The organism is Brevundimonas denitrificans (assembly GCF_030160755.1).
Classification (GTDB): domain Bacteria; phylum Pseudomonadota; class Alphaproteobacteria; order Caulobacterales; family Caulobacteraceae; genus Brevundimonas; species Brevundimonas denitrificans.
Genome location: NZ_BSOY01000012.1, coordinates 1 through 20,084, shown reverse-complemented (window position 1 = coordinate 20,084; position 20,084 = coordinate 1). Strand labels below are relative to the sequence as shown.

Sequence of the window (20,084 nt, the reverse complement as noted above, 5' to 3'; positions counted from 1 at the left end):
CCTTGCAGACGGATCGTTCGCCATCTCAACGCGCGGCAAGCGGTACCGTTCTAAAACATCGTGGAGAGATTACGGCGCAAAACATGGGCTGCGCCGCGACAATGCGCAACGAAACCTGACCTTAAACCCTTGGCGTCATGGTGGAGGCTCAAACTGTGAGCGTTCCATGGCCGGCCCTGTCCACTACGAAGTCTATATCCGCAAGACCGCGCCGGCGCCCTGGAGTCTCCAGATGGCGACGGAGGACCGCGCCCACGCCGTCCAGACCGCCGAGGACATGCTCTCCGACGACCGCGCCGCCGCCGTGCGCGTGACGAAGGAGACGCTCGACCCGGACACAATGGAATTCAACAGCGTCACCGTGCTCACGCGCGGCGCGCCCGAGGTCCAGCGCAAGCGGGTCGTGCCCGAGGACCAGGCCGGACCGCGCTGTTCGGCGCCGCAGGATTTCTACGCCCCCCATGCCCGCGAGACGATCAGCCGGGTGCTGGAGGACTGGCTGGGGCGCAACGGCGTCACCGCCTTCGAACTGCTGCACCGTCCCGACCTGGCCGAAAAGCTGGAAGCCTCGGGCGTCGAGCTTCAGCACGCCATCCAGAAGATCGCCGTGCCCGAGAGCCAGGACGTGGGCCAGCCGGTCCATGATCTGATGCGGCACTATCAGAAACTGTCGGATCAGGCCGTGGAGCGTGTCGTCGCGGCCGGGCGGCGCAACCTCTTCCCCAGCCTCGAAGACTGTTCGATCGCCGACATCGCCCATCGCATGGCCGGCCAGCCGGATCGCGCCTTCATCATGGGCGGGGTCGTTTGCGGCGCCCTGAAGGGCCTGCGCGGCGGACGGCCGCGCCTCGACCGGCTGATGGATCTGGCGGAACGCGCGCCCATGGACGGCGCCCCCCGCGCCATGGTCATGGTGCCGATCGAACAACTGCTGTGCGAGATGCTGGGGGCCCGGACCAGCCTGGCCGACATGCTGGGGCCCTCCCTTGACCAGGGGGCCTCCCTGGCCGCCGTGGTCCGCATGGTGGCGCCGCGCGAGATCAACGCCCTGATCGCCCAGGATCCCCGACTGGCGCTGCAGGTGCCGGCCGTCGACGGCCCCGCCGCCCGTCTCGGGGCCCGGCTCGAGGCCGGTCACTTCCCCCTGCTCTCGGCCGCCCTCGCCCGCATGGTCCTGCGCGAGCTGATGAGCCCCCGCCGCCTGCGCCCCAACGACGCCGCGGGCGAGATCGACATCCTGCGCACCCTGGCGATGACCCTCACCGTCACCGCCGGTCGGCTGCTGACCCTCGACGAGGTGCAGACGGCCTTCAACGAGCGCTCCAAGGCCATCGTCACCGCCGACTTCGTCGCCGCCTACGTCAAGAGCTGCACCACCGTCCTGTGCGAGGCCGAGGCCCTGACCCGGCTGTGCGAGAACGTCACCGGGGTCGCCAACAAACGCTCCGCGGCCCGCTGGCTGTCGGCCTGCGTCGGGTCGCTGCGTTTCGAGAGCGAGATGCGGGCTCAATCGACCACCCAGACGGCGGCCCAGAAGCTGGGCGTGCTGGCCGGGCTGCAGCGCGCCGTCCGCGCCTGCGGCCTGACGGAACGGGACGATGAGGAGATCAACACCGCCATCGGCGCCGTCGGGGGCGTGGTCGAGGCCGAGGCCCGGATCGTCATGATGCTGGCCCGCTCGCCCGCCCCGCTGTTGCAGAAACTGTCGGTGCTGCTGCGCCTCGCCGCCGGGGAGACCGCGCCCCTGGGCCCGGCCGCCGACCGCGCCAAGGCCGAGGCGGTCAAACTGTTCCGCGCGCCGGAATCCCGCGCCGTCCTGTCCGCCGCGCCGGAAACCCTGGCCCCGCTGAAGGGCCTGATGCAGGCCGCCGGCCTCGCCGCCTGACAAACCCCTCGGCGCCTTGTCATCCCGGAGGCCGCGACGCGGCGATCCGGGACGCCGGAGCCCGCACACCTCTTTCTCCCGGAAGCGGCGTCAGCCTCTATCCGGGATACAGGTCAGGACGCGCGCGAACGCCACCCGTCTCCAGGACAATCGCGTTGCGATTTCCGGGAGGCTGCAGAGGAAGAGCCACCCCGTCCCGGCTCTGCGCTTCGCTTCGGCCGGGATGACAAATTCTCAATCAAAAATGTCGAAGATGCTGTCGCGCTTCTTCTTCTTGTAGCGGTAGTCGTCGTCATCGCGGCTGCGATAGCGCTCGTCGCGATAGGCGGGCTGGGCGCCCCACGGCTGCTGCGGCGGCTGCTGCGGCGGATAGGGCTGGGCCTGGGGCGGGGGCGCGGCCTGGGGCGCGGACGCCCGTCCGTCCTGGGCCGCCGAGTCCATCAGCTTCTCCAGCTCGCCGCGGTCCAGCCAGACGCCGCGGCAGGTCGGGCACATGTCGAACTGCACGCCGCCCCGCTCGAGCGTCTGCATGGCGGCGTTGTCGTTGGGGCACATCAAGAGCGGCATCGGCGTCTCCTACAGAGGTCGAACTCTAGAGCTAGGGGGCCGGACCGGTTCCGCCAACGCGGCGATCAGCCGCGCCGGCCTCAGCCGGGCGCCCCGCCGCCCGCCGCGATCCAGGCGTCGACCTGGTCTTCCAGCACGTCCAGCGGCACCGAGCCCGAACCCAGCACCACCGCGTGGAAGTCGCGGATGTCGAACCGGGCGCCCAGGGCCGCCCGGGCTCTCGCGCGCAGTTCCATGATCTTCAGCTCGCCGATCTTGTAGCTGGTCGCCTGCCCCGGATTGGTCAGATAGCGCTCGACCTCCTTGACGATGTCGCGCTCGCTGAGCAGCGAGTTCTGCTGGAAATAGGCGATCGCCTGTTCGCGGCTCCAGCGTTTGGCGTGCAGCCCCGTATCGGTGACCAGCCGGACCGCGCGCCACAGCTCCAGCGACAGCCGGCCGAAGTCGGAATAGGGGTCGTCGTAGAAACCCATCTCCAGCCCGAGCCGCTCGGCGTACAGCCCCCAGCCCTCGGCGTAGGCGCCGTAACCGCCGAAGCGGCGGAAGCGGGGAAGATCCTCCATCTCCTGCGCATAGGCGATCTGGAAATGGTGGCCCGGCGCGCCCTCATGATAGCTGATCGCCTCGATCTGGGGCTTCAGCACCTGGGTCATGTCCGACAGGTTGACGTAATAGATGCCGGGCCGCGACCCGTCCGGCGACGGGGAATTGTAGAAGGCGACCGAGGCCGTCGCCTCGCGCCACGGCTCGACCGACCGCACCTCGAGCGCCGCCTCGGGCAGGTCGTGGAACAGCCCCGGGGCCGCCGCCATCACCTGGGCGATGAAGGCGCGCGAGTCGGTCAGATAGGCTTCCTTGCCCTCCGGCGTGTTCGGATACTGGAAGCGCGGGTCCGTCTTGAGGAAGGCGAACATCTCCTGCAGCGAGCCGGTGAAACCCACCCGGGTCATGATCTCCCGCATTTCGCCGTGCAGCCGCGCCACCTCCGACAGGCCGATCTCGTGGATCTGGTCCGCCGTCAGGTCGGTCGTCGTCGAGAGCCGCAGACGGGCATTGTAGAAGGCCTCGCCGTCGGGCAGCCGCCAGACGCCGCCGTCGCGGTCCGGCATGGCGGCGGCCTGGATCTGGACCTCGGCCAGGGCCGTCAGCACGGTCTCATAGCCGCGCCTCCACTCGCCGGTCAGGGCCGCCCGGCCCTCGGCCAGCAGCCGCTCCCTGGTCGCGGCGTCGGCGTCCAGCGCGCCCACCTTCCGCTGGAAATCGGCCCAGACCGGATTGTCGGCCCCGCCGTCGAAGGGCGCGCCGGTGATGATGTTGCGGGTGTTGGCGATCGAGGGCCCGAACACGAAATGGGGCGAGATCACCCCCGCCGCGGCCCGCGCGCGCAGGGTGGTGGAAATCTCGCCCATGACCCGCTCGGCGTCGCGCAGCCGCGCCACATAGGCCTCCGCGTCGGAGACGCTGTCGACGCGGTGGTTGTTGATCATGAACACCGGCAGGCTTGTGGTCGGATTGCCGTTCGCCGCGAACTGGTAGTTCCGGTCGCGCCACCGGTTCGACAGCCGCGCCTGCTCCACCCCGTATTCGAACAGCCGCCACGACAGCCGGCTCTCGGCGCTCAGGGTCCGCGGATTGAACTGGTCGTTCAGCTGCAACAGCTGCCGCTCGGCCAGGGCCAGCGCCCGCTCGGCCGCCGCGTCGGTGGCGTCGTCCAGCCGGTCGTAGTCGGTCTTGATCCCCAGCGAGGTCATCTGCTGCGGCGACAGGGCGATCCGTTCCTGAAACGCCTGTTCAAAAAACGCCGCCAGCCGCGCGTCCTCGCTCTGGGCGGCGGCGGGCGGGGCGGCGTCCCCGGCATGGCCGGCGTGCGGGTCCTGCGCGGCGGCGGCGGACGCGCCTGCCGTCAGGGCGAGAAGGGCGGCGGACGAGACGAGCAGACGGCGCATGGAAACCCCCGGAAACACTGAGGCCGCGACCATCCCCGAGCGAGCGCCGGGGCGCAAGGGACGGCATCGCCTGAGCCGTGTCTTCCCGCCCCGTATAATCTCGCCCCTCCCGACCCTGTTTTCACCCTTCCCGACCCGCGCCCCCGGAAATCAGCCAGCGTCCCCCACAACGGCGGTAAAATGACCCGTCGCCTTCTGGGGAAAGCGGCGCGGGTCTTTGACAACAGGGTTTCACGGCGGCTCCGGCGCAGGAGCGGTCGACAGGAATGGTCAGCGGAAGGGGGCTCAACCCGCGCATTTCCGGAGCAGCGTCACGCCTTTCCGGGGAACAGTATCTTTTCGACCCTGAGAACCGGGAGCGTTCCACATTCGACAGGGGTAGTCCCCTTGTCATCCCCGACGGAGCGAAGCGGAGATCGGGGACCGGAGATGACCCCCTTGTGGACCCTCCCGGACAGCCTGCTCGGGCTGAGCCGGGAGACGGGCGGGAACCGCTCCCCTCCCTGGATTCGCGACGCCGCCCAAGGGGACAAGCCCCTGCCTTCTGTGCAGCGGCGGCCTTGCTCCCGGCTCAGCCCAAGCGGGCTGTCCGGGAAGCCGGAGAAGGAGGGTGCTTCAACCGTCCCGGATGGCCGCCTTGCGGCGTCCGGGATGACAAGGACCGCAACATCGGCGCCCCTCGGGCCTAGAACTCCCGCCAGCTGTCCCCCGGATCGCGCTGGCCCGGGTCGATGCTCTGCTGGCCCCAGGCGACGATCATCAGCAGTTTGTGGCTGCGGATGCGGAATTCGCCGGTCATCGGCACCACGGCGCCCAGGGGCGCGCCGGTCTTCGGCTCGTAGAGGAAGCCCGAGAACTCGGCCACGCCGACCCGGTCGCGGCGGCTGTAGATCGACAGTTCCGGCACCGAAACGACGTTGAAACTGTCGTTGATCGGCACCCGCATCTCGGGCAGGCCGAAGACGCGGCGCATCTGCTCCAGCGACAGGGCGCCGGCGCGCAGTTCGAACACGGCGTCGGCCTCGGTCTTGGAGGAAACCAGGGCGTAGCCGGCGTCGGACAGGGCGGCGCGGATGGCGCTGACGGCGTAGCTCGCGGTCTCGGCGCGGAAATAGGCGTCGTCCACGAAGACGCGCGAACCGGACGGGATCGGCAGGGTCAGGCCCTCGACGGCGCGGTCGGCGGCGCGGCTGACCAGCAGCTGTTCGGTGGCGGTCCGCGACGGATAGGTCTCGGAGGTCGAGGCGCAGGCGCCCGCCAGCAGGGCCAGAGCGAGGATCGGATACGCTCTCAAGATCACCAGCTCCCGGTGTTGGGCATGGAGACCCAGGGCTCGGCGGGGGCCAGGGCGGCCCCCTCCTGCAGCAGTTCGACGGAGATGCCGTCCGGCGAGCGGACAAAGGCCATGCGGCCGTCGCGGGGCGGCCGGTTGATGACCACGCCGCCGTCCATCAGCCGCTGACAGGCGGCATGGATGTCGTCGACCTTATAGGCCAGATGGCCGAAATTCCGGCCGCCGTCATAGGTCTGCGGGTCCCAGTTGAAAGTCAGCTCGACCTCGGGCGACCGCTCCGCTTCCGAGCGCGCGCGGTCCGCCGGCGCGGCGAGGAAGACCAGGGTGAAACGCCCGGCCTCATTCTCCATCCGCCGCATCTCCTGGAGACCCAGCAGGTCGCACCAGAAGCGGAGCGAGGCGTCGAGGTCGGTCACCCGGACCATGGTGTGCAGATAGCGCATGGGGATTTCCGTCCTGGGGAGGCGGGAGGCGGGAGGCGGGAGGCGGCCTCTATAGCGACGGTTCGCCGCGACCGCGACTCACGGAGGGTTTCAGCGGGTGCGCGGGCCGCCCGCGCCTGCTAGACGCCACCTTCGGCCTTTCCGGAACACATATGCTTCGCAAGCTCTACGACTGGGTTTTCGCCCTCGCCCGCAGCAAGCACGCCACGCCGGCGCTGGCGGTGGTGTCCTTCACCGAAAGCTCCTTCTTCCCCATCCCGCCCGACGTCATGCTGGGGCCGATGATCCTGGCGCGGCCGGACCGGGCGTATTTCTACGCCGGCGTCTGCACCGTCGCCTCGGTGCTGGGGGCGATGCTCGGCTACGCCATCGGCTATTTCCTCACCGATGTCGGGATGATGATCCTGGCCTGGCTGGGCAAGGCCGACACCTTCGAGGCGTCCAAGGCCCTGTTCCAGCAGCACGGCGCCTGGGTGATCCTGATCAAGGGCCTGACGCCGATCCCGTTCAAGCTGATCACCATCGCCTCCGGCATCTTCCAGTTCAACTTCCCCCTCTTCGTGGCCCTGTGCGCCGTGACCCGCGGCGGCCGCTTCTTCGCCGAGGCCTGGGTCCTGAAGCGCTGGGGCCCGGCCATGCTGGAAATGGTCGAGAAGCGGCTGGCCATGTGGAGCATCATCGGCCTGGCGGTGATTGTCGGCGCCATCGTGGCGGTCAAGATGCTCTGAGTGGCCCGTGGCTGGTGGCTAGCGGCTAGCGGCTGGTGGCTAGTGGCTAGCGGCTAGCGGCTAGCGACTAGTGGACGAGGGAAGAATTTACACAGCAGCCGCAACCGCGGAGCTCTTGTTCCATCCCGACGAGCCACTGCGCTCCTCTAACCACTGGCCAGCCACTAACCACTAACCACCCACTCGCCACTCGCTTCAGGCCCCGCTATGAACGTCGTCCGATGAGAGGCCTGTATCGACTCCTGACGCGGTGGTGGACCGCCTTCGCCCTGGCGGCCTCCCTGGCCCTGCTGGGCGCGGCGCATGCGTTCGAGCGATTCGGCGGCCTTGCGCCCTGCAACCTCTGCCTCAAGCAGCGCGAGGTTTACTGGGGCGCCGTCGCCGTCGCCCTGGTCGCGACCCTCTGGCACCTGGTCAGCCGGGGCAGCCGGGGGACGCCGCGCATCGCCGCCTTCCTGCTGGCGGTCGTCTTCGCCACCGGCGCGGTCACCGCCGTCTTCCACATGGGCGGCGAGATGAAGTGGTGGGACCTGCCCGCGACCTGTTCCGGCGGCGGCGACATCAACCTCGAAAGCCTGGCCGCCCTGGCCCTGGGCACCGGTCCGATCGAAAAGGTCGTCATGTGCGACGCGGTGACGTGGCGCTTCCTCGGCCTGTCCATGGCAGGGTGGAACGCCCTGATCTCGACCGCCCTGGCCGTGTTCAGCCTGCTCGCCGCCAAGAGGCCCAAGGATGCCCGCGCTCCCCGAAACTGAGGCTCCCGAAACGGATCCGACCGACAATCGCCGCATCCCGCTGGGCCGACCCGGCCGGGGCGCCAGCCGTCGCCGGCGCGCCGAGATCCTGCGCGTCGATCACGCCGGGGAATACGCCGCCGTCCACATCTACCGCGCCCAGCGGGCCGTGTTCGAGGGTCGCGCCGGCCGCGAGGCCGTCGCCGCGGACATGGGCGAGATGCAGGCCCAGGAAGCCGTCCACCTGGCCCGGTTCGACGCCCTGCTGAACGCCGAACGGGTGCGGCCCACGGTGATGACGCCGGTCTGGCGACTGGCCGCCCTGGCGCTGGGAACCGGCACGGCCCTGATGGGCGAGAAGGCCGCCCACGCCTGCACCGAGGCGGTCGAGAGCGTGATCGAGGAACACTACGCCGACCAGATCGCCGAGTTGAAGGACCGCGACCCGGCGCTGGCCGCCGAGCTCTCGGCCTTCCGCGACGAGGAACTGGCCCACCATGATCACGCCGTCGCCCACGGCAGCCGCGAGGCGCCCGGCTATGACCTGCTCAGCGCGGTTATCAAGGCGGGCTGCCGCGCCGCCATCAAGGTCAGCGAACGAATCTGATCTCCCGCCGGGGTTGCGAAGCCCGGCCCTTCCGGCATTATGTCGCACCCAAAGCCCCACAGGAGAGCCTGGTGTTGTTTCCCGTCGTCGTGTTCGCGTCCCTCGCATTGATCCAGCAAACCCCCGCGACCGCGCCGACGCAGCGCCCCGCGGAAACCGAAGTCGCGGCCGTTCCCGCATCCAGCGCGACGCAACCGGCCTCGGAGACCGCCCAGGTCTGCCGGACCGAGCCCGTCACGGGCTCGCGCTTCGGCCGTCGGGTCTGCCGCAGCGCGGTCCAGACCGAAGAGGACCGCGCCGCCAGCCGCGAGATGCTGCGTCAGATGCAGGGCGCCCGTACGCCGCCGGCGGGCTGACCCTCAGCGGGCGAGTCTGAGGTCGAACGCCCCGGCGCAGCCGGACTTAAGCAGAGCTGTGGACCGCCTCACGCGGCCTTCCGGCGTCGCGCCGGCGCCGCCTTGGGCTCGCCCTCGAACAGCTCGGCCAGCTTCTCGATCATCACCCCGGCCAGTTGCTCGACGTCGACGATGGTGACGGCGCGGCGATACCAGCGGGTCACGTCGTGGCCGATCCCGATCGCGATCAGCTCGACCGGCGAGCGGGTCTCGATCCCGGCGATGACCTCGCGCAGGTGCTTGTCCAGATACAGGGCGGCGTTGGCCGACTGGGTCGAGTCGTCGACCGGCGAGCCGTCGGAAATGACCATCAGGATGCGCCGAGCCTCGGTCCGGCCCAGCAGCCGCTCATGCGCCCAGGTCAGGGCTTCGCCGTCGATGTTTTCCTTGAGCAGCCCCTCGCGCATCATCAGGCCGAGGTTCTTCTTGGCCCGCCGCCACGGCGAATCCGCCGCCTTGTAGATGATGTGGCGCAGGTCGTTCAGCCGGCCCGGGTTGGCCGGCTTGCCGGCGCTGATCCAGGCTTCGCGCGCCTGCCCGCCCTTCCAGGCCCGGGTGGTGAAGCCGAGGATCTCGACCTTGACCCCGCAGCGCTCCAGCGTCCGCGCCAGGATGTCGGCGCAGACAGCCGCGACCATGATCGGCCGTCCGCGCATCGAGCCGGAATTGTCGAGCAGCAGGGTCACGACGGTGTCGCGGAAGGGGCTCTCGCTCTCGGCCTTGAAGCTGAGCGGACTGGTCGGGTCGGTGATGATCCGGGTCAGGCGGGCGGTGTCCAGCACGCCCTCTTCCAGATCGAAATGCCAGCTGCGGTTCTGCTGCGCCATCAATCGGCGTTGAAGCTTGTTGGCCAGCCGCGCCACCACCGAGGACAGGGCCGTCAGCTGCTGGTCCAGCAGGGCCCGCAGCCGCTCCAGTTCGTTCGGATCGCACAGGTTGGCGGCGTCGACGACCTCGTCATAGGCGGTGGTGAAGACGCGGTAGGCGTCGACGGCGCGGCCGTCGTCGGCCGTCTGCTGGCGATTGGGCAGGGCGCCTTCATTGACGTCCGGCCCCTCGTCCGAGGCCTCCCCTTCGGGATCGCCGGCCGAGCCGTCCGGCCTGGCGTCGCGCTCCTCGCCCTGGCTCTGGTCGTCCGCCGAACCGTCCATGGCCTGGCCTTCGCCGCCCCCGGCGTCGTCTTCCTCGTCCTGATCATCGGCGGCGTCGGGCGACTCGGGATCGGCGTCGTCCTCGCCCTGTTCGTCCGAGGCGTCGTCGCCGCGCCCGTCGCCGGGATCGAGGTCGAGCGCGCGCAGGACGTCCTTCAGCCGGTCCGCGAACATCGCCTGGTCTTCAGCGGCCTCGGCCAGGGCGTTGAGCTTGGCGCCGGCCTTGTCCTCCATGGCGGTGCGGACGAGGTCCAGCATGGCGGCGGCCCCGTCGGGGGCGCGCTGGCCGGTCAGTCGTTCGCGCACCAGCAGGGCCACGGCCTCGGCCACCGGCACCCGCTCGGCCTCGGTGGCGCGCAGGGCCCCCATCTTCTCCAGCCGCGTCAGCAGGGCCGCGCCCATATTGGCCCGCACCCCGGCCAGCGACTGCGAGCCGACGGCCTCGGCCCGCGCCTGTTCCATCGCCTCGAAGACCTCGGCGGCGCGGCTGTCGAGGGGCCGCAGGCGCGCGTGCAGGGCCTCGTCGTGATTGGCCAGGCGCAGCGCCAGCCGGTCGGCCTGGCCGCGCAGGGTCGCGCTCTCGGGCCCGCCCGGGTCGCGCGGCGGATGCGGCAGGGTCAGGACGCCGTTGGACAGCTTCGGCCCGTCGGAGCCGAACACCACCTCAAGCTCGGACTGCTCCGCCAGCGCCCGCGCCGCATGGGCAAGGGCGCGTTTGAAGACGTCGGAGGGGGTCTCGGCGGCGGCCATGGGTTTCCCTAGCCGGTCGCTATCCGTCGGGAAAGGCTCAGGCCGCGTTGGCGGCCTTGCCGGCGGCGGCCTTCAGCTTTTCCTGATGCGCGCGCATGCCCGCGGCGATCAATTCGGCGGCTTCGCCGGCGTCGCCCCAGCCCTTGACCGTGACCGACTTGTTCTTCTCCAGATCCTTGTAGCGGGTGAAGAAATGCTCGATCTGCTCGACCATGATGGTCGGCAGCTGCCGGTAGCTGGCGATGTCGGTGTAATAGGGGTTCAGCTTGTCGACCGGCACGGCGAGGATCTTCTCGTCGCCGCCCGCCTCGTCTTCCATCTTCAGCACGCCGATCGGGCGCGAGCGGATGATGCAGCCGGGCACGACCGGCGTCGGGTTCAGCACGATCACGTCGCAGGGGTCGCCGTCATCCGACAGGGTGTGCGGAATGAAGCCGTAGTTACCCGGGTAGTACATGGCGGTGTGCAGGAAGCGGTCGACGAACAGCGCGCCGGACGCCTTGTCCATCTCGTATTTCACCGGCAGGCCGCCCTGCGGAATCTCGATGATGACATTGACGTCCCAGGGCGGGTTGGGGCCGACGGGAATGGCGTCGATATTCATGGCGCGCTCGATTATTGTGCAGTGCGATACGAAAGTGGCGGGCGTGATAGGCTCGCATGGCGTCGGAAGCAAGGCGGGACGGGTTGCGCGCTATCGCTCGCGACGCGGTCGCTCGCGGCTTGAGCGCGGGCCCGACGCGCGCGACCATGGACGACGAAGGAGCATCCCATGACCCTGTTCGACTGGCTGGCTCTCGCCCTCTTCATCGTGTGCTGGCTGGGCTATGGCCCGCTTCTGACCCTGCTGGCCCGGCGCAGCGGCACGCTGAACGACGACATGCTGATCATTCGCCGGGTGTGGATGACGGCCATGACCCATCGGGAAATCCGCCTCGTCGACAGCAATCTGATGGGCCACACCATCAATTCGGGCGGCTTTTTCGCCTCGACCAACCTGCTGCTGATCGCGGCGGTGGCCAGCGTGCTGTTCGGCGGCGAACAGGCCATGGCGGGGTTCGCCTCGGTCGGCGCCGAGGACGTTCCGATGAAACTGCTGGAGGCCAAGCTGGCGCTGGTGCTGGTCTGTCTGGCGCGTGGCCTTCTGGATTTCATCTGGTCGATCAGACAGTTGAACTACGCCCTGGCCTTGATCGGGGCCGCGCCGGAGGTGCACACCGAAGCGGACCGGGCGGCGCTCGGCGAGGCTGCGGCCAACCTGCTGAACCCGGCGTTGAGCGCCTTCAGCCAGGGCGTGCGGGGCTATTATTTCGCCCTGGCGGCGGCGGCCTGGCTGTTCGGCCCGCTGTGGCTGGCCGCCGGCGTGACGGCGGTCTTCTGCCTGATGGTCTGGCGTCAGGCCGGCTCGCCGGCCGCTCGCGCCATCCGCAGCGCGCGCCGCCTGCTGGAGCGGCCCTGACGGGATTTGGGCGCTGGCGCTCGCGGCGCAGCCGCGCGCTGCCTGAGCGAATGAAAGCGGTTACATTGCGTGAACGCAGTTGCGAGATAGCTGCTTGACGATTTGTGCGCTGCAACCTAGCTTCGGTTCTGACGCCTCCGGGCGTCATGCCCTTCTGGGCGTTTCCTCCCTATAGACTTCATGCCGCGCCTTCGGGCGCGGCTTTTTTTATGTGCCGTCGAGCAGGTCGGCGATGACCCGCGCCACGCCCTTTTCGGTGCGCGACCAGCCGGGTCCCGGCGACCGGGCGGCCTCGTCGAAATACAGCGCCCGGTTCAGCTCGATCTGCACGGCGTGGAACCCCTCTGACGGACGGCCCCAGCTCTGGGTGGTCCAGCCCCCCGCATAGGGCTGGTTCAGCGCCACCCGCCAGCCCAGCGCCTCGAACGCCCGTCGCAGCCGCCGCGTCAGCTCCGCCGAACAGGACGAACCGTGCCGGTCGCCCAGAACCACGTCCGGCCCCCGCGCGCCGCCGGCCCCCTGGGTCGCCCGCGCGGGCATGGAATGCCAGTCCACCAGCACCGCCTCGCCGTGCCGCGCGCGCGCCGCCTCCATCCTGTCGGTCAGCGCCTGGTGATAGGGGGCATGGGTGCGGGCGATCCGGCCTCTCGCCTCGTCCAGCGTCAGACGCCGGTCGTACAGGGGCCGCCCATCGCCCGTGAGGCGCGGAATCACGCCGTATCCGGCCGCCGTCCGCGCCGAAATCGGCCCGTCGGCCACCCCCTCGATCAGCACCGGGTCCAGATCGGCCGGATCGCGGTTCAGGTCGACCCAGGCCCGCCCCAGCCGGGCCAGCACCACCGTCGCGCCCAGATCGACGCCGGGCGCGATCAGCCGGTCGACCAGCGCGTCCTCGGCGCTGTGCAGACTGGCTCCGGACAGGGCCGGATCGGCCCCCATCCCGGGCGGATAGACTGTGCCTGAATGGGGCGAGGCGAAGACGAAACGGCCGGGCGTTTGCGGGCGCAGAACGACGAAGGCGTCGTCATCGCTTCCCCCAGCCCCGGCCCCGTCCTGATCCATGGGGCCAGCCATAGCCTGTTTCGCCGAACCATCCACAAGACACCGCTGGCGAGGCCCGCCTGATTTTCATGGCGGGTTTACCAGTCGCGGCGTAGCGTTCCCGAAAGACGACCGGGGCGGACGACGACATGGCGCGCATTCTACTGGCGGAAGACGATCACTCGCTTCGCGGCTTCCTGACCCGGGCGCTGGAACGCGCGGGCCATTCCGTGGTCGATTGCGAGAATGGCGACGACGCCATCGACGCCCTCGACCAGGGCCCGTGGGACCTGCTGCTGACCGACATCGTCATGCCCGGCGCCGACGGCATCGAGGTGGCGCGGGTCGCCGCCGCCCGCCAGCCCGGCATCCGCATCATGTTCATCACCGGCTTCGCCGCCGTGGCCCTCTCGGCCGCCCAGGCCAGCCCCCAGGCCAAGGTGCTGGCCAAGCCCGTTCATCTGCGCGACCTCGTCGGCGAGGTCGAGCGGATGGTCGCAGCCTGAAGTCGGGGCTCGCACTCTCGGCGCCGTCGCTCGCCGCCGGGGGGCGAGACGGGATTTGACACAGACTTACCCCGGTTTCGCCCTTGCGGTCCGCGCCCTCAAGGGGTTATAGACCGCGCCTTCCCGCCCCGGAGTTCGGCTCCAGGGCCGTTTCGGCGGACGCGTAGCTCAGCGGGAGAGCACCTCGTTGACATCGAGGGGGTCACAGGTTCAATCCCTGTCGCGTCCACCATTCCTTCCTGAAACCAGCGCGAAACGCACCTGCGGCGCGGGCCGGCCATGCCCGCCGGCTAGCCAGCCGCGGTCTGCCCTCTGTCCTCGACATGCCGCGCGAGTTTCTCAAGCGTCTGGTGGCCCAGCTCGACAGCCCCGAACGCGATCCCGGCCTCGCGCCGCGCCGTGGTCGGATGCAGCTGGCGCAAGGTGACGACCGTCTTGCCGTTCGCCTGCTCATCGAAGGTGACGAGGGTTCTGAACGCGTTCGGGTCGTCGTCCACGTCGGCGCCATGGTGAAACTCGAGCAAATTCGAAGGCTCGATCCGCAGGAACACCATGCGATTGGTGTAGCGCGCGCCGTCCGGGCCGGTGAAGACAAAGCGCCACCGGCCGCCGACGCGAATGTCGATCTCCCGGGTTTCGACCCGGAACCCTTCGGGGCCGAACCACGCCGGCAGGTGCTGCGGGTCGGTCCACGCGCTGAACACCAGCTCACGCGGCGCGGCGACGACCCGTGAAAGCACGATTTCGCGGTCGTGGTCCCATCGTTCGAGAGGCCTATTTCCGGTCCTTGCGTCCGCCACTCTTCTACTCCCTTGTCTGCAGATCGAGGACGTAGGCTTCCATCCGGTCGAGCCTTGCGTCCCAGACGGCCCGTTGTTGCGCGAGCCAGGCGTCGGTCGCGCGCAAGGCGTCCGGCTGCATTTCGCAGATCCGTTCGCGGCCGACCTTTTTCGTGGCCACCAGCCCGCAGTCCTCAAGCACGCGGATGTGCTTGAGCAGGGTCGGCAAGGCCATCGGCATCGGCGTGAACAGTTCGCCGACCGCGGAAGGCCTCGCGCTCAGCCGCATCACGATCGCCCGGCGGGTTTGATCCGACAGGGCGTGAAAGACACGATCGATCGCCGGCGAATTGTTAGCCATTTGGCTTACTATAGGAGCCGACGCATCGGTGTCAAATGATCGTCCCGATCCCTTCGCCGAACCCGGGATTGACCCTGGCCGGAAACCTTTTCGTCGCTGGCGGATTGGGTTCCAATGGCACTCACCCTTGAAACCCTTCTCGAAGGTGCTCCGGCTTACGGCGTCGTGGACGCCAGGGACGGGGTCTTGCTGTACGGACGTCCCGGCCATGAGGCGGCTTTTGAGGCCCTCGCCGCGGAGGTGCTCGACGCCTCGGGTGATGATTTCGAGGTCATCCTCCTCACCGACGCCGCGGAGCGCTGCGACCGGTTGTTCGTCGCCCCGGTGGGTGAGCCCGGGCCGTTCGATCCGCGCTGACGGGATCGCGTCATCCCCGCCCCGGGATTTCCAGTCCGCGCTGAACCGCCGGCCGCGCCAGACCGCGCTCCAGCCATGCGGGGACATTTTTCAGGCTGTCGAAATCGACCAGATCGCGCGCGCCGTAGTAGCCGATCAGGTTCCGCACCCAGCCGAGCGTCGCCACATCGGCGATCGAATAGTCGCCCATGATCCAGTCGCGACCCTCGAGCCGGGCCTCCAGCACGCCCAGAAGTCGTTTTGATTCCGTGACGTAACGCTCCAGCGGACGCTTGTCCTCGTACGCCCTGCCGGCGTATTTGTGGAAGAAGCCGACCTGTCCGAACATCGGGCCGATGGCGGCCATCTGGAACATCACCCACTGCAGGGTCTTGTAGCGGGCAGCGGGATCGGTCGGGATCAGCTTGCCCGTCTTCTCGGCCAGATAGATCAGGATGGCCCCGGATTCGAACAGGGCCAGCGGCCGACCGCCGGGTCCGTCGGGATCCAGAATGGCGGGAATCTTGCCGTTGGGATTCAGCGACAGGAATTCCGGCGTCCAGGTCTCGTTCGCGCCGATATCCACAAGGTGCGGCTCATACGGCAGGCCGATCTCTTCCAGCATGATCGAGACCTTCACGCCGTTGGGCGTGTTCAGCGAATAGAGCTGAAGGCGGTCGGGATGCTGCGCGGGCCAGCGCTGCGTGATCGGAAAGGCGGAAAGGTCGGCCATGGGGGCTCCGGGCGTGAGGGGGACGCTCCGCATGTTGGAAGCCGTCCAAGGAACCGCAACAGCACGGGTGACGGAACAGGCCGGTCCGGGGTCTGGACCGACGCGCGCCCGCGATGCATTGGAGGCGGATGTCCGACCTGTTTCCGATCCCGTCCCCCGCAGATTGGCGCGTCCTGGCCGAAAAGGCGCTGAAGGACCGGCCGCTTGAAAGCCTGGTGCATCTGGACGCCGACGGCCTCGCGATCCGCCCTCTCTATGCGGCGGCGACCGGCGGCCAGCCGGTGTCCGCGCCGCGTCCGTCGGACGCCGACGGCCGGGCGTGGGACGTCCGCACCCTGGTCGAGGGCGATGACGCGGCGGCGGTCAATGCCGCGGTGCTGGCCGATCTGGAAGGCGGGGCGGCCTCGATCCTCCTCAAAGGCGCGGTTCTGGCCGATTCCGAGCCGCTGGCCCGCGCCCTGGACGGCGTGGCGCTGGAGCTGGCGGCGGTCGGGCTGGACGCCGGGCTGGACGGGCCGGAAGCCGCCAATGCGCTGGCGGTGTCCGCCAAGGGCTCGCCGCGCGCCCGGCTGATGTTCCACATGGACCCGCTCTCAGCCTTCGCCGAAACGGGCGCCGCGCCGCGCGCGATCGACGAACATCTGATGCTGGCGGCCAATACGGCCGCGCGCCACGCCGGCGCCTATCCGGAAGCGTCCTTCTTCCTCGCCGGCGGCCGGGTCGTGCATGAGGCGGGCGGCTCGATCGCCCAGGAACTGGGCTTTGCGGCGGCCAATGCGGCGGCGCTGGTCAGGGCGGCGGTCGCGGCGGGGATGACGGCCGAAGCGGCGCTGAAGGGGACGGTGCTCGGCGTCTCGCTGGACCAGGAATATTTCGACGGCCTCGCCAAGGTCCGGGCCCTGCGCCTGATGTGGCGCTCGTTGAGCCGGGCCTTCGGGTTCGAGACGCCCGCCGTGATCGAGGCCCGTTCCTCACGGCGGATGCTGGCGGCGCGGGATCCCTGGCCGAACCTGCTGCGGCTGACGGCGGCGGGCTTCGCCGGGGCGGTCGGCGGGGCTGACGCTGTGGTTCTGGACGGCCTGTCGCGCGCCAACGGCCGCTCCGACGCCTTCGCCCGGCGGCAGGCTCGCAACACCCAGGCCGTGCTGATGGAGGAGGCCCATCTGGGCCGGGTCGACGATCCGGCGGCCGGATCGTGGTTCCTCGACGCCCGCACCCGCGATCTGGCCGAGGCCGGCTGGGGCGAGTTCCAGCGCATTGAGGGCGAGGGCGGCCTGATCGTCGCCCTGCGCACCGGCGACATCCAGGACCGCGTCGCCGCCGCCCGCGCCGAACGCGAGGCGGCGCTCGCCAGCGGCGCCGCGCAGCTGGTCGGCGTGACCAAATTTGTCGATCCCGATCCCCGACCCGCGCCATTCGAGGCCGAGCCGCCCCGGCCGGCGCAGACCGGCGGCGACGCCTGCGACCCCCTGATCCCCGTTCGGCTCGCCGCCCCCTTCGAAACCCAGACCTGGGAGGCCGGCCGATGAGCGCCCCCGACTTCACCCGGGTCGCCCTCGACCTCGGCCCCACCGGCGCCGGTCCCGTGCGCGACGTCTGGAACACCCCTGAAGGCCTCACCGTCCAGACCGCCTACGGTCCCGACGCCGTCGAGGGTCTCGACTTCATCCACGGCCTGCCCGGCATCGCCCCCTATGTCCGGGGCCCCTATCCGACGATGTACGCCGGCAACCCCTGGACCATCCGCCAGTACGCCGGCTTCTCGACCGCCGAGGCGTCCAACGCCTTCTATCGTCGCAACCTCGCCGCCGGGCAGAAGGGGCTGTCGATCGCCTTCGACCTGGCCACCCATCGCGGCTACGACAGCGACCACCCGCGGGTGAAGGGCGACGTCGGCATGGCGGGCGTGGCCATCGACAGCATCTATGACATGCGCACCCTGTTCGACGGCATCCCGCTGGACCAGATGTCAGTGTCCATGACCATGAACGGCGCCGTCCTGCCGGTCCTGGCCCTCTATGTCGTCGCCGCCGAGGAGCAGGGCGTGCCGCACGCGGCCCTGACCGGGACCATCCAGAACGACATCCTCAAGGAATTCATGGTCCGCAACACCTACATCTATCCGCCCGAACCCTCGATGCGGATCGTGTCGGACATCTTCGCCTGGACCGCCGAGCACACGCCGAAATTCAACTCCATCTCGATCAGCGGCTACCATATGCAGGAGGCCGGAGCCTCCGCCGATCTGGAGCTGGCCTACACCCTCGCCGACGGGGTCGAATATCTGAAGGCCGGCGTCGCGGCGGGCATGGACGTGGACCGGTTCGCCCCGCGCCTGAGCTTCTTCTGGGCCATCGGCATGAACTATTTCATGGAGGTGGCCAAGCTGCGCGCCGGCCGCCTGCTGTGGGCCGAGGCGGTGTCGAAATTCGGCGCGAAGGATCCGCGCTCGCTTTCGCTGCGCGCCCACTGCCAGACCTCGGGCTGGTCGCTGGCGGCCCAGGACGTGTTCAACAATGTACCCCGCACCATGGTCGAGGCCATGGCCGCGGCGGGCGGCCAGACCCAGAGCCTGCACACCAACGCCCTGGACGAGGCCCTGGCCCTGCCGACCGACTTCTCGGCCCGGATCGCCCGCAACACCCAGCTGCTGCTGCAGATGGAAACCGGCCTGACGAAGGTCATCGATCCCTGGGGCGGCAGCTTCTACGTCGAACGCCTGACCCACGAACTGGCCGAGAAGGCCCGCGTCCTGATGGCCGAGGTCGAGGCGCTCGGCGGCATGGCGAAAGCCATCGAGGCCGGCGTGCCCAAGATGCGGATCGAGGAGGCCTCGGCTCGCACCCAGGCCCGCATCGACACCGGCCAGCAGACCGTCGTCGGGGTGAACCGCTACCTGTCCGACGCCGTCGACGACATCCCCATGCTCAAGGTCGACAACGCCGCCGTCCTGACCGCCCAGATCGACAAGCTGAAGCGGCTGCGCGCCGAACGTGACGAGGCGACGACGCAAGCCGCCCTCGACGCCCTGACCGCGGGCGCGAAAGGGAACGCCAACCTGCTTGAATTGTCGGTGCAGGCGGCCCGGGCCTACGCCACCGTCGGCGAAATCTCGGACGCGCTGGAAGCTGCCTTCGGCCGCCATGTGGCGACGGTGAAGACCGCCCGCGGCGTCTATGCCCGCGAGGCCGGCGACGACCCGAAGATCAGCCGCGCCCGCGACATGGTCGCCGCCTTCGTCGAGAATGACGGCGGCCCGCCGCGCATCCTGATCGCCAAGCTCGGTCAGGACGGGCACGACCGCGGCCAGAAGGTGATCGCCACCGCCTATGGCGACCTCGGCCTCGAGGCGACCGCCGGCTCGCTGTTCCAGACGCCGGAGGAAGCCGCGCGCGAGGCCGTGGAGCGCAATGTCCACGCCGTCGGCGCCTCATCCCTGGCGGCCGGCCATCTGACCCTGGTGCCCGAGCTGAAGGCCGCGCTGGAGAAGCTGGGCCGCCCCGACATCATGATCGTGGTCGGCGGGGTGATCCCGCCGTCGGACGTCCAGACCCTGATCGACATGGGCGCCGCGGCCGTCTATCCGCCCGGCTCGGTCATCGCCGACACGGCCATCGACCTGATCGAGAAACTGAACCAGCGGCTGGGCTACGCCCAGAAGACCCAGGGCCAGAAAATCTAGGGTCTGTGGTTGGCCGGCAGGGCGGCGATCTCCTCGGCGGTCAGCTTTCGGCTGACCCGCACGCGGCAGACCGAGGTCTGGGAGGTCGATCCGGGCACCACGATCCGGGCCCAGTCGTCGGTGCACAGACGCGTGCCGACCATGCCGCCGTCGGGGATCAGGGCCATGCGGTTGGCGAAATCCATGTCGGGGCACCCGCCGGCCGCGTTGAGCTCATAGACGTCCTGGCGGCCCACGCGCAGGAAGACCTGATCGGGACGGCCCTGTTCGAAATTGTCCACCTGACGGACACTGAAACACTGGCGCGCCCGCGGCGGCGCGTCGCCGGCCATGCCGCCGCTGTCGACGGGCGCGCAGGAGGCCAGAAAGGTGAGGGCGCCGAGGGCGGCGAAGGCGAGGGTGCGCATGGAAATCTCCTCGAGGGACCGGTACCTCAACCGTCCGCCTTACGGACCGGTTGCACAAGAGTTCCGGCGGTAGCGTTTCGTAACGGATCGACCCGCGCCGCCAGGTCCGCCGGCAGCGGCGACGGCGCCCCGGTCGCCAGCGCCGCGACATGCTCCGCCAGCAGGGGCGCGACGCAAAAGCCGCGCGAGCCCAGCCCGCCGAGCACGAACAGGCCTTCATCCCCGGGCACGGCGCCGGCCAGAGGCAACCGGTCCGGCGTTGTCGCGCGTGTCGCCGTCC

The 20,084-nt window shown here is 69.6% G+C and carries 22 protein-coding genes and 1 tRNA gene; 11 read left to right on the top strand and 12 right to left on the bottom strand.

Features of this window, described 5'->3' with window-relative positions:
* Positions 1-166 precede the first annotated feature (166 nt).
* Complete coding sequence (locus QQJ79_RS04475; RefSeq protein WP_284221556.1) at positions 167-1,885, top strand: hypothetical protein; 1,719 nt, start codon at positions 167-169, stop codon at positions 1,883-1,885.
* A gap of 234 nt (positions 1,886-2,119) precedes the next feature.
* Here the strand turns inward: QQJ79_RS04475 and QQJ79_RS04470 are convergent, their stop codons facing one another.
* The 4 genes from QQJ79_RS04470 to QQJ79_RS04455 all read right to left on the bottom strand — a co-directional run bounded on the left by QQJ79_RS04470 (position 2,120) and on the right by QQJ79_RS04455 (position 6,135).
* Positions 2,120-2,452: a TFIIB-type zinc ribbon-containing protein gene (locus tag QQJ79_RS04470; protein ID WP_284221554.1), complete on the bottom strand. Its 333-nt coding sequence runs from the start codon at positions 2,450-2,452 to the stop codon at positions 2,120-2,122.
* A gap of 80 nt (positions 2,453-2,532) precedes the next feature.
* The gene (locus QQJ79_RS04465; RefSeq protein ID WP_284221553.1) at positions 2,533-4,398 is read right to left on the bottom strand and encodes a DUF885 domain-containing protein; all 1,866 of its coding nucleotides are present in this window, start codon (positions 4,396-4,398) and stop codon (positions 2,533-2,535) included.
* A gap of 685 nt (positions 4,399-5,083) precedes the next feature.
* Positions 5,084-5,692 carry a DUF6655 family protein gene (locus tag QQJ79_RS04460; protein ID WP_431307570.1) on the bottom strand — a complete coding sequence of 203 codons (609 nt, stop codon included), beginning with the start codon at positions 5,690-5,692 and terminating at the stop codon, positions 5,084-5,086.
* Positions 5,693-5,694: 2 nt separating this feature from the next.
* Complete coding sequence (locus QQJ79_RS04455; RefSeq protein WP_284221549.1) at positions 5,695-6,135, bottom strand: VOC family protein; 441 nt, start codon at positions 6,133-6,135, stop codon at positions 5,695-5,697.
* Positions 6,136-6,287: 152 nt separating this feature from the next.
* On the opposite strand from QQJ79_RS04455, the gene QQJ79_RS04450 reads away from it, so the two are divergent.
* The 4 genes from QQJ79_RS04450 to QQJ79_RS04435 all read left to right on the top strand — a co-directional run bounded on the left by QQJ79_RS04450 (position 6,288) and on the right by QQJ79_RS04435 (position 8,560).
* Positions 6,288-6,863: a YqaA family protein gene (locus tag QQJ79_RS04450; protein WP_284221547.1), complete on the top strand. Its 576-nt coding sequence runs from the start codon at positions 6,288-6,290 to the stop codon at positions 6,861-6,863.
* A gap of 221 nt (positions 6,864-7,084) precedes the next feature.
* Positions 7,085-7,618: a disulfide bond formation protein B gene (locus QQJ79_RS04445; protein WP_284221545.1), complete on the top strand. Its 534-nt coding sequence runs from the start codon at positions 7,085-7,087 to the stop codon at positions 7,616-7,618.
* On the top strand, positions 7,596-8,204 hold the full coding sequence (locus QQJ79_RS04440) for a demethoxyubiquinone hydroxylase family protein (RefSeq protein WP_284221544.1): 609 nt from the start codon (positions 7,596-7,598) through the stop codon (positions 8,202-8,204). The genes QQJ79_RS04445 and QQJ79_RS04440 overlap by 23 nt, the downstream gene beginning before the upstream one ends.
* 71 nt (positions 8,205-8,275) lie before the next feature.
* A complete protein-coding gene (locus QQJ79_RS04435; RefSeq protein WP_284221542.1) occupies positions 8,276-8,560 on the top strand; it encodes a hypothetical protein in 285 nt (94 codons plus the stop codon).
* Positions 8,561-8,628: 68 nt separating this feature from the next.
* Here QQJ79_RS04435 and cobT read toward each other — a convergent pair whose 3' ends face one another.
* Both cobT and ppa read right to left on the bottom strand, forming a co-directional pair.
* Entirely contained in the window at positions 8,629-10,500 is a 1,872-nt protein-coding gene (gene cobT, locus QQJ79_RS04430; RefSeq protein ID WP_284221540.1) for a cobaltochelatase subunit CobT, read from the bottom strand.
* Positions 10,501-10,537: 37 nt separating this feature from the next.
* Positions 10,538-11,104, bottom strand: a complete 567-nt coding sequence (gene ppa, locus QQJ79_RS04425) for an inorganic diphosphatase (protein ID WP_284221537.1) — start codon at positions 11,102-11,104, stop codon at positions 10,538-10,540.
* Positions 11,105-11,272: 168 nt separating this feature from the next.
* Between ppa and QQJ79_RS04420 the strand changes: the two genes are divergently transcribed.
* On the top strand, positions 11,273-11,959 hold the full coding sequence (locus tag QQJ79_RS04420) for a DUF599 domain-containing protein (RefSeq protein ID WP_284221535.1): 687 nt from the start codon (positions 11,273-11,275) through the stop codon (positions 11,957-11,959).
* Positions 11,960-12,166: 207 nt separating this feature from the next.
* Here QQJ79_RS04420 and QQJ79_RS04415 read toward each other — a convergent pair whose 3' ends face one another.
* On the bottom strand, positions 12,167-13,033 hold the full coding sequence (locus QQJ79_RS04415) for an N-formylglutamate amidohydrolase (protein WP_284221533.1): 867 nt from the start codon (positions 13,031-13,033) through the stop codon (positions 12,167-12,169).
* A 116-nt stretch (positions 13,034-13,149) separates the two neighbouring features.
* Here QQJ79_RS04415 and cpdR point away from each other — a divergent pair, with 116 nt between their 5' ends.
* Both cpdR and QQJ79_RS04405 read left to right on the top strand, forming a co-directional pair.
* The gene (cpdR, locus tag QQJ79_RS04410; RefSeq protein WP_284221531.1) at positions 13,150-13,506 is read left to right on the top strand and encodes a cell cycle two-component system response regulator CpdR; all 357 of its coding nucleotides are present in this window, start codon (positions 13,150-13,152) and stop codon (positions 13,504-13,506) included.
* 157 nt (positions 13,507-13,663) lie between these two features.
* Positions 13,664-13,738 (top strand) — tRNA-Val (locus QQJ79_RS04405).
* Positions 13,739-13,796: 58 nt separating this feature from the next.
* On the opposite strand, the gene QQJ79_RS04400 is transcribed toward QQJ79_RS04405, so the two are convergent.
* Both QQJ79_RS04400 and QQJ79_RS04395 read right to left on the bottom strand, forming a co-directional pair.
* Positions 13,797-14,246: an SRPBCC family protein gene (locus tag QQJ79_RS04400; protein ID WP_284221526.1), complete on the bottom strand. Its 450-nt coding sequence runs from the start codon at positions 14,244-14,246 to the stop codon at positions 13,797-13,799.
* 64 nt (positions 14,247-14,310) lie between these two features.
* Entirely contained in the window at positions 14,311-14,646 is a 336-nt protein-coding gene (locus QQJ79_RS04395) for an ArsR/SmtB family transcription factor (protein WP_284221525.1), read from the bottom strand.
* Between the two features lie 114 nt (positions 14,647-14,760).
* On the opposite strand from QQJ79_RS04395, the gene QQJ79_RS04390 reads away from it, so the two are divergent.
* Positions 14,761-15,003 carry a hypothetical protein gene (locus tag QQJ79_RS04390; RefSeq protein ID WP_284221524.1) on the top strand — a complete coding sequence of 81 codons (243 nt, stop codon included), beginning with the start codon at positions 14,761-14,763 and terminating at the stop codon, positions 15,001-15,003.
* Positions 15,004-15,013: 10 nt separating this feature from the next.
* Here the strand turns inward: QQJ79_RS04390 and QQJ79_RS04385 are convergent, their stop codons facing one another.
* Positions 15,014-15,715: a glutathione S-transferase N-terminal domain-containing protein gene (locus QQJ79_RS04385; RefSeq protein ID WP_284221523.1), complete on the bottom strand. Its 702-nt coding sequence runs from the start codon at positions 15,713-15,715 to the stop codon at positions 15,014-15,016.
* Between the two features lie 128 nt (positions 15,716-15,843).
* Between QQJ79_RS04385 and QQJ79_RS04380 the strand changes: the two genes are divergently transcribed.
* Positions 15,844-17,244, top strand: coding sequence for a methylmalonyl-CoA mutase family protein (locus tag QQJ79_RS04380; protein ID WP_284221521.1), 1,401 nt, complete (start codon positions 15,844-15,846; stop codon positions 17,242-17,244).
* Positions 17,241-19,397: a methylmalonyl-CoA mutase gene (gene scpA / locus QQJ79_RS04375; RefSeq protein WP_284221519.1), complete on the top strand. Its 2,157-nt coding sequence runs from the start codon at positions 17,241-17,243 to the stop codon at positions 19,395-19,397. Before QQJ79_RS04380 ends, scpA begins: the two co-directional genes overlap by 4 nt.
* On the opposite strand, the gene QQJ79_RS04370 is transcribed toward scpA, so the two are convergent.
* Positions 19,394-19,804 carry a DUF6491 family protein gene (locus QQJ79_RS04370; RefSeq protein ID WP_284221517.1) on the bottom strand — a complete coding sequence of 137 codons (411 nt, stop codon included), beginning with the start codon at positions 19,802-19,804 and terminating at the stop codon, positions 19,394-19,396. The two genes, scpA and QQJ79_RS04370, sit on opposite strands and share 4 nt — an antisense overlap.
* Positions 19,805-19,830: 26 nt before the next feature.
* Positions 19,831-20,084: FAD-dependent oxidoreductase (locus tag QQJ79_RS04365; RefSeq protein WP_348521772.1), on the bottom strand; the 254-nt coding region annotated here is incomplete at its 5' end.